The sequence below is a fragment of the Escherichia sp. KTE172 genome (assembly GCF_000408845.1).
GTDB classification, from domain to species: domain Bacteria; phylum Pseudomonadota; class Gammaproteobacteria; order Enterobacterales; family Enterobacteriaceae; genus Escherichia; species Escherichia coli.
Genome location: NZ_KE137316.1, coordinates 1,909,606 through 1,932,131 on the forward strand (window position 1 = coordinate 1,909,606; position 22,526 = coordinate 1,932,131).

The following is a 22,526-nucleotide window of genomic DNA, read 5'->3' on the forward strand; positions in this document are numbered from 1 at the left end:
AATTGTCCCATAACGGAACTCCATGACCAACTACAGCCTGCGCGCACGCATGATGATTCTGATCCTGGCACCGACCGTCCTTATTGGTTTATTGCTGAGTATCTTTTTCGTTGTGCATCGCTATAACGACTTGCAGCGTCAACTGGAAGATGCCGGAGCCAGCATTATTGAGCCGCTTGCAGTTTCTACTGAATATGGCATGAGCCTGCAAAATCGCGAATCTATCGGTCAGTTAATAAGCGTACTGCATCGTCGCCATTCCGATATTGTTCGCGCGATTTCGGTTTATGATGAAAATAACCGACTCTTTGTCACTTCCAATTTTCATCTTGATCCCTCATCAATGCAGCTCGGCAGCAACGTGCCGTTTCCTCGCCAGCTCACTGTCACTCGTGACGGCGATATTATGATCCTCCGCACGCCGATTATTTCTGAGAGTTACTCCCCCGACGAATCGCCCAGTAGCGATGCCAAAAATAGTCAAAATATGCTGGGATATATTGCGCTGGAGCTGGATCTTAAATCGGTTCGCTTGCAGCAATATAAAGAGATCTTTATTTCCAGCGTGATGATGCTGTTTTGTATCGGTATTGCGCTTATTTTTGGCTGGCGCTTAATGCGCGATGTAACCGGTCCGATTCGCAACATGGTGAATACCGTCGACCGCATCCGTCGCGGGCAACTCGACAGCCGGGTGGAAGGATTTATGCTTGGTGAGCTGGATATGCTGAAAAACGGTATCAACTCGATGGCAATGTCGCTGGCTGCTTATCACGAAGAGATGCAGCACAATATCGACCAGGCGACGTCCGATCTGCGTGAAACGCTGGAGCAGATGGAAATTCAGAACGTTGAGTTGGATCTGGCGAAAAAGCGCGCCCAGGAAGCGGCGCGTATTAAATCCGAGTTTCTGGCAAATATGTCACACGAACTGCGTACACCACTGAATGGTGTTATTGGCTTTACCCGCCTGACGCTGAAAACAGAATTAACACCAACGCAGCGCGATCACCTGAATACGATTGAACGTTCGGCAAATAATTTGCTGGCAATTATTAATGATGTTCTCGACTTCTCGAAACTGGAAGCAGGTAAGCTGATTCTGGAAAGTATTCCATTCCCACTACGCAGCACGCTGGATGAAGTCGTTACCCTGCTGGCACATTCTTCTCACGATAAAGGGCTGGAACTGACGCTCAATATTAAAAGCGACGTGCCTGATAACGTTATCGGCGACCCACTACGATTACAGCAAATCATCACTAACCTGGTAGGGAATGCAATTAAATTCACCGAGAATGGCAACATTGATATTCTGGTAGAAAAACGTGCGCTGAGTAATACCAAAGTGCAGATTGAAGTGCAGATTCGGGATACCGGCATTGGTATTCCGGAACGCGATCAATCGCGCTTATTCCAGGCCTTCCGACAGGCTGATGCCAGTATTTCCCGCCGTCATGGTGGCACCGGGCTGGGGCTGGTGATTACACAAAAACTGGTTAATGAAATGGGCGGCGATATTTCGTTCCATAGCCAGCCGAATCGCGGTTCAACTTTCTGGTTCCACATTAATCTCGATCTGAATCCGAACATTATTATCGAAGGGCCATCCACCCAATGCCTCGCCGGCAAGCGCCTGGCCTATGTCGAACCAAACTCCGCAGCAGCGCAATGCACGCTGGATATTTTAAGTGAAACGCCGCTGGAAGTGGTTTATAGCCCAACGTTCTCCGCGCTGCCTCCCGCGCATTACGACATGATGTTATTAGGCATTGCGGTGACCTTCCGCGAGCCGCTAACAATGCAACATGAGCGATTAGCGAAAGCGGTATCGATGACCGATTTTCTGATGCTGGCACTTCCTTGCCATGCACAAGTCAATGCTGAAAAACTTAAGCAAGATGGTATCGGCGCGTGTCTGCTGAAACCATTAACACCTACGCGCCTGTTACCTGCCCTGACGGAATTTTGTCATCACAAACAAAACACGCTTTTGCCTGTAACCGATGAAAGTAAGCTGGCAATGACAGTCATGGCGGTTGATGACAACCCCGCTAACCTGAAACTTATCGGCGCATTGCTGGAAGATATGGTGCAACATGTGGAACTTTGCGATAGCGGGCATCAGGCGGTTGAACGGGCGAAACAGATGCCGTTCGATTTGATCTTAATGGATATTCAAATGCCGGACATGGACGGCATTCGGGCCTGCGAACTCATCCACCAGCTCCCCCATCAGCAACAAACGCCAGTTATCGCGGTAACGGCGCATGCAATGGCCGGGCAAAAAGAGAAGCTGCTTGGCGCAGGGATGAGCGATTATCTGGCGAAACCGATTGAAGAAGAACGATTGCATAATTTGCTGTTGCGCTACAAGCCTGGCAGCGGTATTTCCTCTCGCGTCGTGACGCCCGAAGTCAACGAAATTGTGGTGAACCCGAATGCGACCCTCGACTGGCAACTGGCACTACGCCAGGCAGCAGGAAAAACCGATTTAGCGCGCGATATGCTGCAAATGTTACTCGATTTCCTGCCTGAAGTTCGCAACAAAGTTGAGGAACAGCTGGTTGGAGAAAACCCGGAAGGCCTGGTTGATTTGATTCATAAACTGCATGGCAGTTGCGGCTATAGCGGTGTGCCGCGTATGAAGAATCTCTGCCAACTGATCGAACAACAGCTACGTAGCGGTACTAAAGAAGAAGATTTGGAGCCGGAGCTGCTGGAACTGTTGGACGAGATGGATAATGTAGCGCGCGAAGCCAGCAAAATTCTCGGGTAATGGACGTCTTGTCGAGTAGCAATCGGCTTTTTATGACGCTGGTTTCAGATTGGTGACAAGGTGCCTGTGTTTATGCCGGATGCGGCGTTAACGCCTTATCCGGCCTACAAAACCAATTAAATTCAATGAATTAAAAAGTATGTTGGCCTGATACGTAGCGCAACAGGCAATTTTGCGTTTGGCATCAGTCTCAAACCGGCTCCTGAAAGAGCCGGTTTTGGTTTTCTGTCTTAACGCACCATGCACGGGCGCTTGTTATCAAACGTCCAGCCAGGAATCAGGTACTGCATTCCCATCGCATCGTCACGCGCACCAAGCCCATGTTTCTGATACAGCTCGTGGGCTTTCATCACCTGATCCATATCGATTTCTACGCCCAATCCTGGTTTTTGCGGCACCTGTACCAGCCCGCCTTTGATCTCAAACGGTTCTTTGGTCAGACGCTGATTGCCTTCCTGCCAGATCCAGTGCGTATCAATAGCAGTAATTTTACCCGGTGCAGCAGCGGCAACGTGGGTAAACATCGCCAGGGAAATATCGAAATGATTGTTAGAGTGTGAACCCCAGGTCAGGCCAAATTCATGGCACATTTGCGCCACACGTACCGAACCTTGCATCGTCCAGAAATGCGGATCCGCCAGCGGGATATCAACGGATTGCAGGGAGAGCGTATGGCCCATCTGCCGCCAGTCGGTGGCGATCATATTGGTTGCAGTCGGCAGACCTGTCGCGCGACGGAACTCTGCCATCACTTCACGCCCGGAGAAACCTTGCTCCGCACCACACGGATCTTCTGCATAAGCCAGCGAACCTTTCAGGTATTTACCAATTTTAATCGCCTCGTTCAGCGACCAGGCACCGTTAGGATCGAGGGTAATACGCGCCTGTGGGAAGCGTTGCGCCAGTGCCACAATAGATTCTGCTTCTTCTTCCCCGGCCAGTACACCGCCCTTCAGTTTGAAATCGTTGAAGCCATATTTTTCATATGCCGCTTCCGCCAGGCGCACCACCGCATCCGGCGTCATCGCTTCTTCGTGACGCAGGCGATACCAGTCACATTTATCATCCGGCTGGCTTTGATACGGCAGCGGTGTGGCTTTGCGATTACCGACGAAGAACAGATAACCGAGCATTTCGACTTCGCTACGCTGTTGACCATCGCCCAGCAGCGATGCCACGTTAACCCCCAGATGCTGCCCCAGCAGATCCAGCATTGCCGCTTCTATCCCGGTAACCACATGAATAGTGGTCCGCAGGTCAAATGTCTGCAAACCGCGCCCGCCGGCATCACGATCGGCAAATGTATTACGCACCAGCGTCAGAACGTTTTTGTATTCACCCAGCGTTTTACCCACCACCAGCGGAATCGCATCTTCCAGCGTTTTACGGATTTTCTCGCCGCCGGGAATTTCCCCTACGCCAGTGTGACCAGAATTATCTTTGATAATCACAATATTACGCGTGAAGAACGGTGCGTGTGCACCACTCAGATTCATCAGCATACTGTCATGGCCCGCCACCGGGATGACCTGCATTTCAGTAACAACAGGCGTCGTAAATTGAGAACTCATATTTATGTCCTTTTTCAAAATCAATGACGGCCGAAAACGGGACGTTTACGGTCAAAGGTCCAGCCGGGGATCAGGTACTGCATCGGGCCCGCGTCGTTACGCGCACCGCCAGGCAGACGTTTATAGGCCTCATGCGCCTTTTGTACCTGCTCCCAGTCCAGTTCCACGCCCAGACCGGGCGCATCAGGAACGGCAATTTTTCCGTTTTTAATCTCCAGCGGATTTTTGGTCAGGCGACAATCGCCCTCCTGCCAAATCCAGTGGGTATCGATAGCGGTAGGATTACCCGGTGCCGCCGCACCCACATGGGTAAACATCGCCAGAGAGATATCAAAGTGGTTATTGGAATGGCAGCCCCAGGTCAGCCCCCAGTCGTCGCAAAGCTGCGCTACGCGGACTGCACCGGAAAGCGTCCAGAAATGCGGATCGGCAAGTGGAATATCCACCGCATTAAGCATTACCGCATGGCCCATTTCGCGCCAGTTGGTGGCAATCATGTTGGTCGCGACGGGCAGGCCGGTCGCCCGTCGAAACTCAGCCATCACTTCACGACCGGAGAAACCCTGCTCAGCGCCGCATGGATCTTCAGCATAGGTGAGAACATCATTCAGCCCTTTGCACAGAGAAATTGCTTCATCAAGCAGCCATGCACCGTTGGGATCAACGGTAATTCGCGCATCCGGGAAGCGTTTCTTCAATGCACGAACAGTGTCGATTTCTTGCTCGCCAGGTAACACCCCGCCCTTAAGTTTGAAATCTTTAAAGCCATAGCGATCCTGTGAAGCTTCCGCCAGACGCACAACGGCTTCGCTGTTCATCGCTTTCTGATGCCGCAATTGATACCACTCATGGTTGCCCGGCGTATTTTCCAGATAAGGAAGATCGGTTTTGGTCCGATCACCGATATAAAACAGATAACCGAGGACGGTAATAGCCTCGCGTTGCTTGCCTGGCCCCAACAGTTCGCAGACCGGAACATTCAGCGCCTTACCTAGCAGGTCAAGCAAGGCGGCTTCCAGCGCCGCCACGGCATTAACGCGCAATTCAAAAGTCCAGGCACCTTTGCCGAAGGTATCAAAATCGGCTGCCTGATTACCTTTATGCACCTGCTGAACCACTTTATTCAGGCGCGCAACTTCCTGGCCCAGCACCATCGGAATAGCATCGACCAATGTCTGATAAATCACCTCTCCGCCTGGCGCTTCACCAATGCCGGTATGCCCGGCGTTATCGGTGAGTACCACAATATTGCGAGTGAAATATGCGTTATGCGCCCCACCAATATTAAGCAACATGCTATCGTGCCCGGCGACCGGAATGACTTTCATATCAGTAATAACAGGACTGGATTGTGTCGTCATCTTATTGCCCCGCGACAGGTTTCAGCTCGATACGCTTGATATCGCCCACCAGCACCAGGTAGCTCAGTACCGCGATTAAGGCATGAACACCAACATAAATCAGCGCCCCATTAAAGGAGCCAGTCGTGCCAACGATATAACCAATTGCGATTGGCGTGACGATGCCAGAAATGTTACCGAACATGTTGAACAGGCCACCGGAAAGACCGCTGATCTCTTTTGGCGCGGTATCTGCCATTACTGCCCAACCCAGCGCCCCGATGCCCTTACCGAAGAAGGCCAGCGCCATAAAGCCGATGATCATCCACTCAACGTTGACGTAGTTGCAGAACACCATCACCATCGACAGCAACATGCCCATTACGATCGGTGTTTTACGCGCAATGTTCAGCGATCCCGTGCGGCGCATCAGCCAGTCGGAAATAATCCCACCCAGCACACCGCCGATAAAACCGCAAACCGCCGGAACGGAAGCCACAAAGCCCGCTTTCAGAATCGACATCCCACGCGCCTGCACCAGATAAACCGGGAACCAGGTAATAAAGAAGTAAGTCAGGGCGTTGATACAGTACTGACCGATATAAACGCCGATCATCATCCGTGACCCGAGCAGTTGTTTGATCTGCCCCCACTTCACGCTGAACGGCACTTTAACTTTGGTGTTTTGCTGATCCATATTGATCAGCGCGCCACCCGCGGCGATGTACTCCAGCTCTTTCTGATTTACCCCCGGATGTTGATTTGGCTCGTGGATGACTTTCAACCAGATAAAGCTGATGACAATCCCCAGACCGCCCATAAAGAAGAAGACGTGTGACCAGCCCACTTCATGCGTCAGCCAGCCCATAATCGGCGCGAAGATCACCGTTGCGAAGTATTGAGCGGAGTTAAAAATCGACACCGCCGTTCCCCTTTCCTGCGCCGGAAACCAGGCCGCAACAATGCGACTGTTGCCGGGGAAAGATGGCGCTTCAGCAAGCCCGACCAGGAAGCGCAGCGTAAACAGGGCAACGATAATGCCGAATCCACTAAAGATATCGACGAAGCCTTGCAGCAAGGTAAACATCGACCAGATAAAGATCGACCAGAAGTAGACGCGTTTTGAACCAAAACGATCCAGCAACCAACCACCAGGGATCTGCCCGATAACATAAGCCCATGAGAAGGCAGAGAACACATAGCCCATTCCCACGGGATCAAGGCCGATATCTTTGGCCATTTCCGAACCGGCAATAGAAAGCGTAGCGCGGTCGCCGTAGTTGAAGGATGTGACGATAAACAACATCACCACTATCCAGTAACGAGCATTCGTGCGTTTTTCCACACTGCTCGCAGCCTGACTTAAAGAACTCATTGTTGCACTCCTGAAAATTCGCGTTAGCCACGCTCACTCTGGACTGCGACATCGCCAGGAAATCAGAGGTGACGTAGGGTGTTTTTTGCCGTTTTTATAGGTCGTTCGCCGAATACGGCGCGTGTTTATATCTGGCAATAGCAGTATAAAAAGCGCGCCATAGCGGCTCACCGTGCAACAACACAACATTAATGCGTTCAATGAGGCCCAATTTTGGCATTAGCCCTGGACGGTGGAATCCACTTCACGGAAATGAAAACAAGAACAAGAAAGGAAGGGTTAAAACGAAGAAATAAAGAAGAGTATGAAATGGATCGCTTGACTCCAGGCAAACGCCAGTAAAAATCCGCGCTATGAAGCAGTTTTTACTGGCATTTGCCTGAAAAGATTCGATTCAGCACCGCTAAAACGGCATTTACACCGCTAAAACGGCATTTACACCGCTAAAACGGCATTTACACCGCTAAAACGGCATTTACCGCTCGCTGAACGTATCAGGACAACAGCGTGCCCCAATGTTCGACCCACGGATTTGATTCCGTTTCCGGTTCCGGGTTCTCACTGGCGTCAATCAACAGCATTTCTCCCACTCGCTGAGCGCTCTGTTCCTGCAACAAGGCATCGAACTGTTTGCCGCCATTGCAGAAATTCACATAACTACTGTCGCCGAGCGCAATCACGCCATAACGCAGATTCGGCTGGAAGCCCAGGGTATCTTTGATTCCCTGAAAGAGCGGCACAATGCTATCAGGAAGGTCGCCCTGCCCGGTCGTGGACGTAACCACCAGAACATACTTATCCTGATAGGGCAGCCAGTCGCTTAATTCAGGATCTTCAAATACCGTTGCTTTGTGGCCCTGTGCGGTCAGAATTGCTTCTGCTTCTTCCGCCACTAACAGCGAATTTCCGTACATGGTGCCGACAAAAATACCAATTTCCGCCATACCGTTTTCTCCCTGGATTAGGAACTTATCTCTCCATCCTGACCCGATGGCGCACTGAACTCAACCCTTTCATTTTCAGGAAGCAGACCGCGCCAGCCAAATTGTGATAACGCCTGCATCCAGGTGTCGTCCAGGCCCGCGTGAATAGTCAGCGGCTCGCCAGTAAAAGGATGCGTCAATGACAACTGACTGGCATGCAACATTAACCGCTGAAGGCCAAAATGTTCAGCACCGCTGCGATTCTGGCGTAAATCACCATGTTTGCTGTCGCCAATAATCGGGTGGCGCAAATGGGCAAGATGGCGACGGAGCTGGTGCTTGCGTCCGGTTTTCGGCTCCAGTTCCACCAGGCCGTAGCGCGTGGTCGGGTAACGTCCGGTCGCTACCGGCATTTCTACGGTCGCCAGACCGCGATAATGCGTCACTGCTGGCTGTGGGCCTTTATCTTCGCGGGCAAATTTATCAGCGATTTTGTCCAGTTCTTCCACCAGTGGATAATCCAGAACTGCTTCTTCCATCAACCAGCCGCGCACAATCGCATGGTAACGTTTCTGGATTTGGTGCTGTTCAAACTGTTGTGCCAGCAGCCGTCCGGCCTCGCTGGATAATCCCATCAACAACACACCAGAAGTTGGTCGGTCCAGACGATGAGCAGTAAACACATGCTGGCCTATCTGGTCACGCACGGTTTGCATGACCACTACTTTCTCGTCGCGATCCAGCCAGCTGCGGTGAACCAGCCAGCCGGAGGGTTTATTTACCGCAACCAGCCATTCATCCTGATAGAGTATTTCCAGCATTAGCTCGCATCATCCGCAAAAAGAGCATCCAGTTTTTCCAGCTCAGCCAGAATAAGCGCGCGTTGCGGGTGGTCCGTCGCCAGCGCCATTTCATAATAGGGAGCAACGGCAAAAGCGCCCGGTAACGGCTGGTTGTTTTCTAACAAATCGTGCATTCGCGGGATCAGCACCCACTGCAACCACTCCAGTGGTTCCATGGTGTCCATAAAGAACGGTTGGGTACTATTAAATTGATGCGGCTGGGGTTCATCGTTTCGCCAGTGCTGATGTTCACGCAGTAACGCTTCAAGCGCCTGCAACTGGAGACGAACGCGGTCATGAGTGGTCATAAAGCAACCTCAATAAGAAAAACTGCCGCGAAGAATAGCAGGAATAAAAAAAGGGAGCACTGTATTCACAGTGCTCCCGGTTCGTTTCGCAGCATTCCAGCTACTTTTGTTGCTCCCTGCTCATCCTTGACAACTTTTCCTCTGGCCTTGCGGCCAATCGTTCATCCTGAACTATTGCTTCCTGCTCACACCACCCCGATGTGATACTTCATCCTGAAGTGTCCCTGGCCTTCCTGACCCACCGAATCATCCTGACCGGTTCTCATTCTCCATCCTGGAGGTGTCCTTTAACGCGTCCTGCGTCATCCTCTTCGCTTCATCCAGAAGCCTTTCCCTGAAACACCATCCTGGTGTGTCCTTCAGAAGTGTCATCATCCTGATGTTCACTTCGTTGTCTGACTCCCTGTCGACGAAGATAGAATCGTCTTTTTCGCGAAGTCTTACAAGGCGCTTACAGACAATGCCTTAAGGAAAATTTCATATGAAAGTTAAGGATTAACAAGCAATATATTGATTTTAAATGAAAATAACGATTCTTATCTTTTTAAGTATTCGCTTATTTCCTGGCGATCTCCTACAGAGTCTGTAAGAGATCTCTCACAACCAAATGGGGTATTTGGATTACAGAAGAGGCTTAAGTTGATTAAGGAATTCCGCAAGATTTGAGGCTAAATGCGCCCGTTTACGTGTTCCCAGCGTCTCTTTACACACTTCACCGGAGAGATTACACACCGAGATCACCTCTAACTCTTCTTCCAGCGTCGCGATAAATAGCGTGGGCGGCAATTTTAGCCTTTTCTGAGTCACCAGATGACCAATCAGATTTTCCTGCACCCGACGGAAGTCGTCTTCACTCCAGGTTTGCAGCAATGTCAGTTTAATATCGCCAAACTGCGCGTGCATATCCCCGGCAAACTGAGTCGTATAAAAGGTATGAATTGTGGGTTGTATCACAATATCAAAAGCGCGTTCAACCGCGTTTACATTTTGTTCCCCGGTAAACGGCTGGGGTTGCCAGTATACGGCGTCTTCGGTGGTTGAAATAATGCACGGTGAAGGAACGCCGTACAGTTCCTCACTCAACGGCCAGCTTTTATGCTCTTCATGCCACGCATCGCAGTAGCGTGCAGTAAAATCTTTCAGGGCTTGTGCGGTCAAATCGTCCACTAATTTCTCTCTTCACTTAAACCAGATACACTTGTCGTTTAGTTTATCTGGTTTATGACGGTGAAACATGTCTTCTTATGCAAACCATCAGGTACTTGCGGGCCTGACTCTTGGAAAATCAACCGATTACCGGGATACCTATGACGCCAGCCTACTGCAAGGCGTTCCGCGTAGTCTGAATCGCGATCCGCTGGGTCTGAAAGCGGATAACCTGCCTTTTCACGGTACGGATATCTGGACGCTATATGAACTTTCCTGGCTGAATGCGAAAGGTTTGCCGCAGGTCGCCGTCGGTCATGTTGAACTTGATTACACCAGCGCAAATCTGATTGAGTCGAAGAGTTTTAAGCTCTATCTCAACAGTTTTAACCAGACGCGTTTTAATAACTGGGATGAGGTGCGCCAGACGCTGGAGCGCGACTTAAGCACTTGCGCTCAGGGTAAGGTTAGCGTGGCGTTATATCGTCTTGATGAACTGGAAGGCCAACCGATAGGTCATTTCAATGGCACTTGCATTGATGACCAGGATATCACTATCGATAACTATGAATTCACTACTGACTATCTGGAGAATGCCACCAGTGGAGAAAAAGTAGTAGAAGAGACGCTCGTCAGCCACCTGCTGAAATCAAATTGCCTGATCACCCATCAACCAGATTGGGGATCGATCCAAATTCAGTATCGTGGACGCCAAATTGACAGAGAAAAACTGCTGCGTTACCTGGTTTCTTTCCGTCATCACAACGAGTTCCACGAACAGTGCGTGGAACGCATCTTTAATGACCTGTTACGCTTCTGCCAGCCAGAGAAATTGAGCGTTTACGCACGTTATACCCGTCGTGGCGGTCTGGACATTAACCCGTGGCGCAGTAATAGCGATTTTGTCCCATCGACCACAAGACTGGTTCGGCAATAAATTTTTTCTCAATTTTGCGTGCTGGATTCACGCAGAAGGTTGTGAAAGGTCATCAGGCAGGGCTATTGTAATCAAAGGGAATGACGATATTCGTCCCATAAGGAGTTTTTCTTGATTACACATATTAGCCCGCTTGGCTCCATGGATATGTTGTCGCAGCTGGAAGTGGATATGCTTAAACGCACCGCCAGCAGCGACCTCTATCAACTGTTTCGCAACTGTTCACTTGCCGTACTGAACTCCGGTAGTTTGACCGATAACAGCAAAGAATTGCTGTCTCGTTTTGAAAATTTCGATATTAACGTCCTGCGCCGTGAACGCGGCGTAAAGCTGGAACTGATTAATCCCCCGGAAGAGGCTTTTGTCGATGGGCGAATTATTCGCGCTTTGCAGGCCAACTTGTTCGCGGTTCTGCGTGACATTCTCTTCGTTTACGGGCAAATCCATAACACCGTTCGTTTTCCCAACCTGAATCTCGACAACTCCGTCCACATCACTAACCTGGTCTTTTCCATCTTGCGTAACGCTCGCGCGCTGCATGTTGGTGAAGCGCCAAATATGGTGGTCTGCTGGGGCGGGCACTCAATTAACGAAAACGAGTATTTGTATGCCCGTCGCGTAGGGAATCAGCTGGGCCTGCGTGAGCTGAATATCTGCACCGGCTGTGGTCCGGGAGCGATGGAAGCGCCGATGAAAGGCGCTGCGGTCGGACACGCACAGCAGCGTTACAAAGACAGTCGTTTTATTGGTATGACAGAGCCGTCGATTATCGCCGCTGAACCGCCTAACCCGCTGGTCAACGAATTGATCATCATGCCGGATATCGAAAAACGTCTGGAAGCGTTTGTCCGTATCGCTCACGGTATCATTATCTTCCCTGGCGGTGTGGGTACGGCAGAAGAGTTGCTGTATTTGCTGGGAATTTTAATGAACCCGGCCAACAAAGATCAGGTTTTACCATTGATCCTCACCGGCCCGAAAGAGAGCGCCGACTACTTCCGCGTACTGGACGAGTTTGTCGTGCATACGTTGGGTGAAAACGCGCGCCGCCATTACCGCATCATCATTGATGACGCCGCTGAAGTCGCTCGTCAGATGAAAAAATCGATGCCGCTGGTGAAAGAAAATCGCCGCGACACAGGCGATGCCTACAGCTTTAACTGGTCAATGCGCATTGCGCCAGATTTGCAAATGCCGTTTGAGCCGTCTCACGAGAATATGGCTAATCTGAAGCTTTACCCGGATCAACCCGTTGAAGTGCTGGCTGCCGACCTGCGCCGTGCGTTCTCCGGTATTGTGGCGGGTAACGTAAAAGAAGTCGGTATTCGCGCCATTGAAGAGTTTGGTCCTTATAAAATCAACGGCGATAAAGAGATTATGCGTCGTATGGATGACCTGCTACAGGGTTTTGTTGCCCAGCATCGTATGAAGTTGCCAGGCTCAGCCTACATCCCTTGCTACGAAATCTGCACGTAATCTCCCCTCCCCCGGTGACGTTTGTTGCCGGGTTTTCTCGTTTTTGGTCACTTACTCATCAACTCATTTCATTTGTTATATGAATGTTTCTTACCACCCTCACGCAACAAATATCATCACAGTTAATATGTCATACAATTTATATTGCAACGCAAACGTTTCCCTATTTTCATAAACCACATTTTATCGCTATGAAAAAGAAATTATCGCCATGATTAACTAAAAGTATTGATTTTTTCAGTTCAACCTACATATATTGCGCGCCCCGGAAGAAGTCAGATGTCGTTTAATGGGCAAATATTGCCCTTAAATTCTCTTTTACTTTTGATTTACAGAGTAAAGCGTTGGGATAATCTATCTTCCAAGTAGATTATTGTATTTGGGATCAAGATCACTGATAGATACATAACTTGTGTGTATCTTTCCGCCCTCAAATTATTACGGCGGTAAATGATTAAGCCATCGCCGATAGACAGATTTCATTTTTACGGTCAGGCACCTTCCCGGGCTGAACTGGCTAAAAGCTGAATTATTTGCATTCCTCCAGGAGAAATAGATGGAAACGACTCAAACCAGCACGATTGCGTCGAAAGACTCTCGTAGTGCCTGGCGCAAGACAGACACCATGTGGATGCTGGGCCTTTACGGCACGGCAATCGGCGCGGGCGTGCTGTTCCTGCCAATCAACGCCGGTGTTGGCGGTATGATCCCGCTGATCATCATGGCTATCCTTGCGTTCCCGATGACATTTTTTGCTCACCGCGGCCTGACTCGCTTCGTACTGTCTGGTAAAAACCCAGGCGAAGACATCACCGAGGTTGTAGAAGAACACTTTGGTATTGGCGCAGGTAAACTGATTACCCTGCTCTACTTCTTCGCTATCTACCCGATCCTGCTGGTTTATAGCGTGGCAATCACCAATACAGTTGAAAGCTTCATGTCTCACCAGCTGGGTATGACACCACCGCCGCGTGCGATTCTGTCGCTGATCCTGATCGTGGGTATGATGACCATCGTTCGCTTCGGTGAGCAGATGATCGTTAAAGCGATGAGTATTCTGGTATTCCCGTTTGTTGGCGTACTGATGCTGCTGGCTCTGTACCTGATCCCGCAGTGGAACGGCGCAGCACTGGAAACGCTGTCTCTGGACACTGCATCGGCAACCGGAAACGGTCTGTGGATGACCCTGTGGCTGGCAATTCCAGTAATGGTGTTCTCGTTCAACCACTCTCCGATCATCTCTTCTTTCGCTGTTGCGAAGCGTGAAGAGTACGGCGATATGGCAGAACAGAAATGCTCGAAGATCCTGGCATTCGCACACATCATGATGGTGCTGACCGTAATGTTCTTCGTATTCAGCTGCGTACTGAGCCTGACTCCGGCAGACCTGGCTGCGGCTAAAGAGCAGAACATCTCGATTCTGTCTTACCTGGCTAACCACTTTAACGCACCGGTTATCGCGTGGATGGCTCCGATTATCGCGATTATCGCTATCACCAAATCCTTCCTCGGCCACTACCTGGGCGCACGTGAAGGCTTCAACGGTATGGTGATTAAATCTCTGCGTGGTAAAGGTAAGTCTATCGAAATCAACAAGCTGAACCGTATCACTGCGCTGTTCATGCTGGTAACGACCTGGATTGTTGCCACCCTGAACCCGAGCATCCTGGGTATGATTGAAACCCTGGGCGGCCCAATCATCGCGATGATCCTGTTCCTGATGCCGATGTACGCAATTCAGAAAGTACCGGCAATGCGTAAGTACAGCGGTCACATCAGCAACGTATTCGTTGTCGTGATGGGTCTGATTGCAATCTCCGCAATCTTCTACTCTCTGTTCAGCTAAGTCCTTTCGCGCCGCTTTCGGGCGGCGCTTCCTCCGTTTTAACGCGATGTATTTCCTATGATTAGCGTATTCGATATTTTCAAAATCGGCATTGGCCCTTCCAGTTCTCATACCGTTGGACCAATGAAAGCGGGTAAACAATTTACCGACGATCTGATTGCCCGTAACCTGCTTAAAGACGTGACCCGCGTGGTGGTTGACGTGTACGGCTCGCTCTCTCTGACTGGTAAAGGCCACCACACTGATATCGCCATTATTATGGGCCTGGCGGGTAACCTGCCGGATACCGTGGATATCGATTCCATCCCTGGTTTTATTCAGGATGTGAATACTCATGGTCGCCTGATGCTGGCAAACGGTCAGCATGAAGTGGAGTTCCCGGTTGATCAGTGCATGAACTTCCATGCCGACAACCTTTCTCTGCATGAAAACGGTATGCGCATTACCGCGCTGGCGGGCGATAAAGTCGTTTACAGCCAGACTTACTACTCTATCGGCGGTGGCTTTATCGTTGATGAAGAACATTTTGGCCAGCAGGATAGCGCACCGGTTGAAGTTCCTTATCCGTATAGTTCAGCAGCCGATCTGCAAAAACATTGTCAGGAAACCGGGCTGTCACTCTCTGGCCTGATGATGAAAAACGAGCTGGCGCTGCACAGCAAAGAAGAGCTGGAACAGCACCTGGCGAACGTATGGGAAGTCATGCGCGGCGGTATTGAGCGCGGTATTTCTACCGAAGGCGTGTTGCCTGGCAAACTGCGCGTACCACGCCGTGCTGCGGCACTACGCCGGATGCTGGTCAGCCAGGATAAAACCACCACTGACCCGATGGCGGTTGTTGACTGGATCAACATGTTTGCACTGGCAGTGAACGAAGAGAACGCTGCTGGCGGTCGCGTGGTGACTGCGCCGACTAACGGTGCGTGCGGGATTATCCCGGCTGTGCTGGCGTACTACGATAAGTTTATCCGCGAAGTGAACGCTAACTCACTGGCTCGTTACCTGCTGGTAGCCAGCGCCATTGGTTCTCTTTATAAGATGAACGCGTCGATTTCTGGTGCCGAAGTGGGTTGCCAGGGTGAAGTTGGCGTGGCGTGCTCTATGGCGGCAGCTGGTCTGGCAGAACTGTTAGGCGCAAGCCCGGCGCAGGTGTGCATCGCGGCGGAAATCGCCATGGAGCATAACCTCGGTCTGACGTGTGACCCGGTTGCTGGACAGGTGCAGGTACCGTGCATCGAGCGTAACGCCATTGCGGCAGTAAAAGCGGTGAACGCCGCGCGTATGGCGCTGCGCCGTACCAGCGAGCCGCGCGTCTGCCTCGATAAAGTTATCGAGACCATGTACGAAACAGGTAAAGATATGAACGCCAAGTACCGCGAAACCTCTCGCGGTGGCCTGGCAATGAAGATCGTTGCCTGCGATTAATCTCTCCCGGAGGCCTCGTTTTGCGAGGCCTCTTCCCGTTTTCTCAACCAGCCATAGCCTGTTCCGGCATCGAATGTTACCCTTATCGCCTGATCTTTAAGGGGGTTATCGTGGCTGTTCATTTGCTTATTGTCGATGCACTGAATCTTATTCGTCGTGTTCATGCCGTTCAGGGTTCGCCCTGTGTCGAAACCTGCCAGCACGCGCTCGATCAGCTCATTATGCACAGCCAGCCAACCCACGCGGTCGCCGTTTTTGATGATGAAAACCGCAGTAGCGGCTGGCGTCATCAGCGTTTACCAGATTACAAAGCGGGTCGACCGCCAATGCCGGAAGAGTTGCACGACGAGATGCCTGCACTACGCACCGCCTTTGAGCAACGCGGCGTCCCGTGCTGGTCAGCCAGCGGTAACGAAGCCGATGACTTAGCCGCCACGCTGGCGGTCAAAGTGACACAGGCCGGGCATCAGGCAACGATTGTTTCGACAGATAAAGGCTACTGTCAGTTACTTTCACCGACATTACGTATTCGTGATTACTTCCAGAAACGTTGGCTGGATGCGCCATTTATCGATAAAGAATTTGGCGTTCAACCGCAGCAGTTGCCCGATTACTGGGGGCTTGCGGGGATCAGCAGTTCAAAGGTACCGGGTGTTGCGGGGATCGGACCCAAAAGCGCCACGCAGCTGCTGGTCGAGTTTCAGAGTCTGGAAGGGATATATGAGAATCTGGATGCGGTTGCCGAAAAGTGGCGCAAAAAATTAGAAACCCATAAAGAGATGGCGTTTCTGTGCCGCGATATTGCCCGCTTACAAACCGATTTGCATATCGACGGCAATTTACAGCAATTGCGGTTGGTACGGTAACGGCGTGCCGGATGCAAACGATTATCAACACATTGAATTTAATGAACTTATACGCCGGATAAGACGCAGCTAGCGTCGCATCCGGCATTATCACATCAGCGCATTTACCAGGCGGTATGGTAAAGCTCTACAATATCCTCAAGCGTTGCTTCGCGCGGGTTGCCACCGGTACAAACGTCATCAAGCGCCGCCTGCGCCAGTGCCGGAATGTCTTCCTTGCGTACACCAACGTCACGCAAATGTGGCGGAATACCGACATCACGGTTGAGAGCAAACACCGCTTCAACAGCGGCATTACGCGCCTCTTCCAGGCTCATACCTTCCACTTTCACGCCCATAACGCGCGCGATATCGCGGTACTTCTCACCGGTAAAGTCAGCGTTATAGCGCATGACATGCGGTAACAGGATGGCGTTCGCAACACCGTGTGGAGTGTTATAAAACGCGCCCAGTGGATGCGCCATACCATGCACCAACCCTAACCCAACATTCGAGAAGCCCATACCCGCAACATACTGCCCGAGCGCCATTTCTTCTCCGGCATCCTTATCACCAGCAACCGATCCTCGCAGCGCCCCAGCAATGATTTCAATCGCTTTAATGTGCAGTGCATCGGTTAGCGCCCACGCGCCACGGGTAATATACCCCTCAATAGCATGAGTGAGCGCATCGACACCCGTCGCAGCTTTCAGCGCTGGAGGCATACCATCCATCATGTCAGCGTCAATAAACGCCACCTGCGGGATATCATGCGGATCAACGCAAACAAACTTGCGCCGTTTTTCTTCGTCAGTGATCACGTAGTTAATGGTCACTTCTGCCGCAGTGCCTGCTGTGGTGGGGATTGCCAGAATCGGTACACTAGGTTTATTGGTCGGGGAAAGTCCTTCCAGGCTACGCACATCGGCAAACTCCGGGTTGTTGCTGATAATGCCAATCGCTTTACAAGTATCCTGTGGAGAACCACCACCAATAGCGATCAGGTAATCCGCGCCGCTATTCTGGAATACACCGAGCCCTTCTTTGACGACAGTAATTGTTGGGTTGGGCACTACGCCGTCGTAAATCGCCCATGCCAGCCCTGCAGCATCCATCTTATCGGTCACTTTCGCCACCACGCCGCATTGCACCAGCGTTTTATCGGTGACGATCAGCGCCTTCTGATAACCACGGCGTTTCACCTCATCGGTTAAAGCCCCAACAGCACCCCGACCAAACCATGCCGTTTCGTTCAGAATCATTCTGTTAGCCATCATCCTTCTCCTTGTTGCTTTACGAAATTACTCTTCAATCCGTAACCCATAGGTTTTGAATTTCTCCAGCACTACGGCAATCTCTTCATCGCTCAGCACTGGCACCGGGTCCGTAATCGCCAGGGTCGTCAGGTAAAGTTGCGCCAGCACTTCAACTTCATGCGCCAGCCATAACGCTTTTTCCAGATTCACCTCACAAGCGATAAGCCCATGATGTTGTAACAAAGTTGCCTTACGATTTTTGAGAGCCAGCGCAACATGTTCAGAAAGTTCGCGTGTTCCAAAGGTCGCATAAGGCGCGCAAGGAATAGAATTACCGCCAGCCGCCGCAATCATGTAGTGAATAGCGGGGATCGGTCGGTTAAGAATGGAAACTGCTGTGCAATGAACGGCATGATTGTGAACAACCGCGTTGGCATCCGGTCTGCTTTGATAGGCCGCCATATGGAAACGCCATTCGCTTGAGGGGAGCTTTCCTTCCTCATGTTTACCGTTGCCATCAATAAAGACAATATGCGACTCCGTCAGTTTTTCATATGGAATACCTGTAGGCGTAATCAGCATCCCATCCTGATAACGTACACTGACGTTACCCGCTGTCCCCTGGTTCAGTCCCAGGCGGGTCATTTCCAGGCAAGTGTCAATAATCTGACGAGCAAGTTTATTTCGTTCCATTAGCTACCTCTCTCTGATTCAAAACAGGGCAATAATGTTGTTCCTTTCACACTATTGAATTAGCCGTTTAATTACCCACCATCTTCTTCCTGATTAACCAGAAAGAAATTCACAAGCTTATATTTTGTGACCTGGTTCAACTAATCATAGTAAATAACTGCAAGTTCTCTTTTTATAACCCTATTAAAAATGACCGCTCTTAAAAATATTTATCAAAACGGTCATTTTTCCATTCCCCCTCGCCAGAAATGCCCGTTTTCGGCACAAACAATTAATACGGTCATCGGGTTTGTGTTTTTTATGATTTATTTTCTGAAACGGGCATGAAATTTCGATTATTAAAGTGATGGTAGTCACATAAAGTCACCTCCCAGCTAATAAGTGTGACCGCCGTCATATTACAGAGCGTTTTTTATTTGAAAATGAATCCATGAGTTCATTTCTGACAGGCAAATATTCACTGATATGAAGCCCGAACTCGCTGGTTTTGCACTTTTGAAAACATAACCGATTACGTGCTTAAGCTTCTGAACCTAAGAGGATGCTATGGGAAACACATCAATACAAACGCAGAGTTACCGTGCGGTAGATAAAGATGCAGGGCAAAGCAGAAGTTACATTATTCCATTCGCGCTGCTGTGCTCACTGTTTTTTCTTTGGGCGGTAGCCAATAACCTTAACGACATTTTATTACCTCAATTCCAGCAGGCTTTTACGCTGACAAATTTCCAGGCTGGCCTGATCCAATCGGCCTTTTACTTTGGTTATTTCATTATCCCAATCCCTGCTGGGATATTGATGAAAAAACTCAGTTATAAAGCAGGGATTATTACCGGATTATTTTTATATGCCTTGGGCGCTGCATTATTCTGGCCCGCTGCAGAAATAATGAACTACACCTTATTTTTAGTTGGCCTATTTATTATTGCAGCCGGATTAGGTTGTCTGGAAACTGCCGCAAACCCTTTTGTTACGGTATTAGGGCCGGAAAGCAGTGGTCACTTCCGCTTAAATCTTGCGCAAACATTTAACTCATTTGGCGCAATTATCGCGGTTGTCTTTGGGCAAAGTCTTATTTTGTCTAACGTGCCACATCAATCGCAAGACGTTCTCGATAAAATGTCTCCAGAGCAATTGAGTGCGTATAAACACAGCCTGGTATTATCGGTACAGACACCTTATATGATCATCGTGGCTATCGTGTTACTGGTCGCCCTGCTGATCATGCTGACGAAATTCCCGGCATTGCAGAGTGATAATCACAGTGACGCCAAACAAGGATCGTTCTCCGCATCGCTTTCTCGTCTGGCGCGTATTCGTCACTGGCGCTGGGCGGTATTAGCGCAATTCTGCTATGTCGGCGCACAAACGGCCTGCTGGAGCTATTTGATTCGCTACGCTGTAGAAGAAATTCCAGGTATGACTGCAGGCTTTGCCGCTAACTATTTAACCGGAACCATGGTGTGCTTCTTTATTGGTCGTTTCACCGGTACCTGGCTCATCAGTCGCTTCGCACCACACAAAGTCCTGGCCGCCTACGCATTAATCGCTATGGCACTGTGCCTGATCTCAGCCTTCGCTGGCGGTCATGTGGGCTTAATAGCCCTGACTTTATGCAGTGCCTTTATGTCGATTCAGTACCCAACAATCTTCTCGCTGGGCATTAAAAATCTCGGCCAGGACACCAAATACGGTTCGTCCTTCATCGTTATGACCATTATTGGCGGCGGTATTGTCACTCCGGTCATGGGGTTTGTCAGTGACGCAGCGGGCAACATCCCCACTGCCGAACTGATCCCGGCACTCTGCTTCGCAGTCATCTTTATCTTTGCCCGTTTCCGTTCTCAAACGGCAACTAACTGAACATATTTTCCGAATAAAGTGAGGAATCAGTAATGAAAAAAATCAGCTTACCGAAAATTGGTATCCGCCCGGTTATTGACGGTCGTCGCATGGGTGTTCGTGAGTCGCTTGAAGAACAAACAATGAATATGGCGAAAGCCACGGCCGCACTGCTGACCGAGAAACTGCGCCATGCCTGCGGAGCTGCCGTCGAGTGTGTCATTTCCGATACCTGTATCGCGGGTATGGCTGAAGCCGCTGCTTGCGAAGAAAAATTCAGCAGTCAGAATGTAGGCCTCACCATTACGGTAACGCCTTGCTGGTGCTATGGCAGTGAAACCATCGACATGGATCCAACCCGCCCGAAAGCCATTTGGGGCTTTAACGGCACTGAACGTCCCGGCGCTGTTTACCTGGCAGCGGCTCTGGCAGCTCACAGCCAGAAAGGCATCCCGGCATTCTCCATTTACGGTCATGACGTTCAGGATGCCGATGACACATCGATTCCTGCTGATGTTGAAGAAAAACTGCTGCGCTTTGCCCGCGCCGGTTTGGCCGTCGCCAGCATGAAAGGTAAAAGCTATCTGTCGCTGGGCGGCGTTTCGATGGGTATCGCCGGTTCCATTGTTGATCACAACTTCTTTGAATCCTGGCTGGGAATGAAAGTCCAGGCGGTGGATATGACCGAACTGCGTCGCCGTATCGATCAGAAGATTTACGACGAAGCCGAACTGGAAATGGCGCTGGCCTGGGCTGATAAAAACTTCCGCTATGGCGAAGATGAAAATAACAAACAGTATCAACGCAATGCCGAGCAAAGCCGCGCAGTTCTGCGCGAAAGTTTACTGATGGCGATGTGTATCCGCGACATGATGCAAGGCAACAGCAAACTGACCGATATTGGTCGCGTGGAAGAATCACTTGGCTACAACGCCATCGCTGCGGGCTTCCAGGGACAACGTCACTGGACCGATCAATATCCCAATGGCGACACCGCCGAAGCGATCCTTAACAGTTCATTTGACTGGAATGGCGTGCGCGAACCCTTTGTCGTGGCGACCGAAAACGACAGTCTTAACGGCGTGGCAATGCTAATGGGCCACCAGCTCACTGGTACCGCTCAGGTATTTGCCGATGTGCGTACCTACTGGTCACCAGAAGCAATTGAGCGTGTAACGGGGCATAAACTGGACGGACTGGCAGAACACGGCATCATCCATTTGATCAACTCCGGTTCTGCTGCGCTGGACGGTTCCTGTAAACAACGCGACAGCGAAGGTAACCCGACGATGAAGCCGCACTGGGAAATCTCTCAGCAAGAGGCTGACGCTTGCCTCGCCGCTACCGAATGGTGCCCGGCGATCCACGAATACTTCCGTGGCGGCGGTTACTCTTCTCGCTTCCTTACCGAAGGCGGCGTCCCGTTCACTATGACTCGAGTCAACATCATCAAAGGCCTGGGACCGGTACTGCAAATCGCGGAAGGCTGGAGCGTGGAATTGCCGAAGGATGTGCATGACATCCTCAACAAACGCACCAACTCAACCTGGCCAACCACCTGGTTTGCACCGCGCCTCACCGGTAAAGGGCCGTTTACGGATGTGTACTCGGTAATGGCGAACTGGGGTGCTAACCACGGGGTTCTGACCATCGGCCACGTTGGCGCAGACTTTATCACTCTTGCCTCCATGCTGCGTATCCCGGTATGTATGCACAACGTTGAAGAGACCAAAGTGTATCGTCCTTCTGCCTGGGCCGCGCACGGCATGGATATTGAAGGCCAGGATTACCGCGCTTGCCAGAACTACGGCCCGTTGTACAAGCGTTAATACATTACTCCCTGATGTGATGCCCGGTCGCTCCGGCTACCGGGCCTGAACAAGCAAGAGTGGTTAGCCGGATAAACAATGTTATCCGGCTAT

General features: G+C 50.6%; 17 protein-coding genes. 8 read left to right on the forward strand and 9 right to left on the reverse strand.

What is annotated here, in order from left to right; genetic code table 11:
- Positions 1-22: 22 nt before the first annotated feature.
- Positions 23-2,779 carry a two-component sensor histidine kinase BarA gene (gene barA / locus G434_RS14645; RefSeq protein ID WP_000186450.1) on the forward strand — a complete coding sequence of 919 codons (2,757 nt, stop codon included), beginning with the start codon at positions 23-25 and terminating at the stop codon, positions 2,777-2,779.
- Positions 2,780-3,009: 230 nt separating this feature from the next.
- Here barA and gudD read toward each other — a convergent pair whose 3' ends face one another.
- From gudD to syd, 7 genes are all read right to left on the reverse strand, one after another.
- On the reverse strand, positions 3,010-4,350 hold the full coding sequence (gene gudD / locus G434_RS14640; RefSeq protein WP_000098243.1) for a glucarate dehydratase: 1,341 nt from the start codon (positions 4,348-4,350) through the stop codon (positions 3,010-3,012).
- Positions 4,351-4,370: 20 nt separating this feature from the next.
- Positions 4,371-5,711, reverse strand: a complete 1,341-nt coding sequence (locus G434_RS14635) for an enolase C-terminal domain-like protein (RefSeq protein ID WP_000211753.1) — start codon at positions 5,709-5,711, stop codon at positions 4,371-4,373.
- Position 5,712: 1 nt separating this feature from the next.
- Complete coding sequence (gene gudP, locus G434_RS14630; protein ID WP_000097082.1) at positions 5,713-7,065, reverse strand: galactarate/glucarate/glycerate transporter GudP; 1,353 nt, start codon at positions 7,063-7,065, stop codon at positions 5,713-5,715.
- Between the two features lie 494 nt (positions 7,066-7,559).
- Positions 7,560-8,009: a flavodoxin gene (locus G434_RS14625; RefSeq protein ID WP_000807756.1), complete on the reverse strand. Its 450-nt coding sequence runs from the start codon at positions 8,007-8,009 to the stop codon at positions 7,560-7,562.
- Positions 8,010-8,026: 17 nt separating this feature from the next.
- Complete coding sequence (gene truC / locus G434_RS14620; protein WP_000890001.1) at positions 8,027-8,809, reverse strand: tRNA pseudouridine(65) synthase TruC; 783 nt, start codon at positions 8,807-8,809, stop codon at positions 8,027-8,029.
- Positions 8,809-9,138: a YqcC family protein gene (locus tag G434_RS14615; protein ID WP_000206993.1), complete on the reverse strand. Its 330-nt coding sequence runs from the start codon at positions 9,136-9,138 to the stop codon at positions 8,809-8,811. Before G434_RS14615 ends, truC begins: the two co-directional genes overlap by 1 nt.
- A gap of 621 nt (positions 9,139-9,759) precedes the next feature.
- Positions 9,760-10,305 carry a SecY-interacting protein gene (syd, locus tag G434_RS14610; RefSeq protein WP_000342428.1) on the reverse strand — a complete coding sequence of 182 codons (546 nt, stop codon included), beginning with the start codon at positions 10,303-10,305 and terminating at the stop codon, positions 9,760-9,762.
- Positions 10,306-10,372: 67 nt separating this feature from the next.
- Here syd and queF point away from each other — a divergent pair, with 67 nt between their 5' ends.
- The 5 genes from queF (at position 10,373) to xni (ending at position 16,834) form a co-directional block, all read left to right on the forward strand.
- Positions 10,373-11,221 carry an NADPH-dependent 7-cyano-7-deazaguanine reductase QueF gene (queF, locus tag G434_RS14605; protein WP_000100441.1) on the forward strand — a complete coding sequence of 283 codons (849 nt, stop codon included), beginning with the start codon at positions 10,373-10,375 and terminating at the stop codon, positions 11,219-11,221.
- Between the two features lie 111 nt (positions 11,222-11,332).
- Positions 11,333-12,697 (forward strand): nucleotide 5'-monophosphate nucleosidase PpnN, encoded by a 1,365-nt coding sequence (ppnN, locus tag G434_RS14600; protein WP_000627995.1) that lies wholly within the window; start codon positions 11,333-11,335, stop codon positions 12,695-12,697.
- A gap of 556 nt (positions 12,698-13,253) precedes the next feature.
- The gene (sdaC, locus tag G434_RS14595) at positions 13,254-14,543 is read left to right on the forward strand and encodes an HAAAP family serine/threonine permease SdaC (RefSeq protein ID WP_000450476.1); all 1,290 of its coding nucleotides are present in this window, start codon (positions 13,254-13,256) and stop codon (positions 14,541-14,543) included.
- Between the two features lie 57 nt (positions 14,544-14,600).
- A complete protein-coding gene (sdaB, locus tag G434_RS14590; RefSeq protein WP_000626404.1) occupies positions 14,601-15,968 on the forward strand; it encodes an L-serine ammonia-lyase II in 1,368 nt (455 codons plus the stop codon).
- 110 nt (positions 15,969-16,078) lie between these two features.
- Complete coding sequence (gene xni / locus G434_RS14585) at positions 16,079-16,834, forward strand: flap endonuclease Xni (protein WP_001309702.1); 756 nt, start codon at positions 16,079-16,081, stop codon at positions 16,832-16,834.
- Between the two features lie 104 nt (positions 16,835-16,938).
- On the opposite strand, the gene fucO is transcribed toward xni, so the two are convergent.
- Together fucO and fucA are read right to left on the reverse strand one after the other, a co-directional pair.
- Entirely contained in the window at positions 16,939-18,087 is a 1,149-nt protein-coding gene (gene fucO / locus G434_RS14580) for a lactaldehyde reductase (protein WP_000013588.1), read from the reverse strand.
- 27 nt (positions 18,088-18,114) lie between these two features.
- The gene (fucA, locus tag G434_RS14575; protein WP_000440775.1) at positions 18,115-18,762 is read right to left on the reverse strand and encodes an L-fuculose-phosphate aldolase; all 648 of its coding nucleotides are present in this window, start codon (positions 18,760-18,762) and stop codon (positions 18,115-18,117) included.
- Positions 18,763-19,308: 546 nt separating this feature from the next.
- Here fucA and fucP point away from each other — a divergent pair.
- On the forward strand, positions 19,309-20,625 hold the full coding sequence (gene fucP, locus G434_RS14570) for an L-fucose:H+ symporter permease (RefSeq protein ID WP_000528603.1): 1,317 nt from the start codon (positions 19,309-19,311) through the stop codon (positions 20,623-20,625).
- 32 nt (positions 20,626-20,657) lie between these two features.
- Positions 20,658-22,433 carry an L-fucose isomerase gene (gene fucI, locus G434_RS14565; protein ID WP_000724167.1) on the forward strand — a complete coding sequence of 592 codons (1,776 nt, stop codon included), beginning with the start codon at positions 20,658-20,660 and terminating at the stop codon, positions 22,431-22,433.
- Positions 22,434-22,526 lie beyond the last annotated feature (93 nt).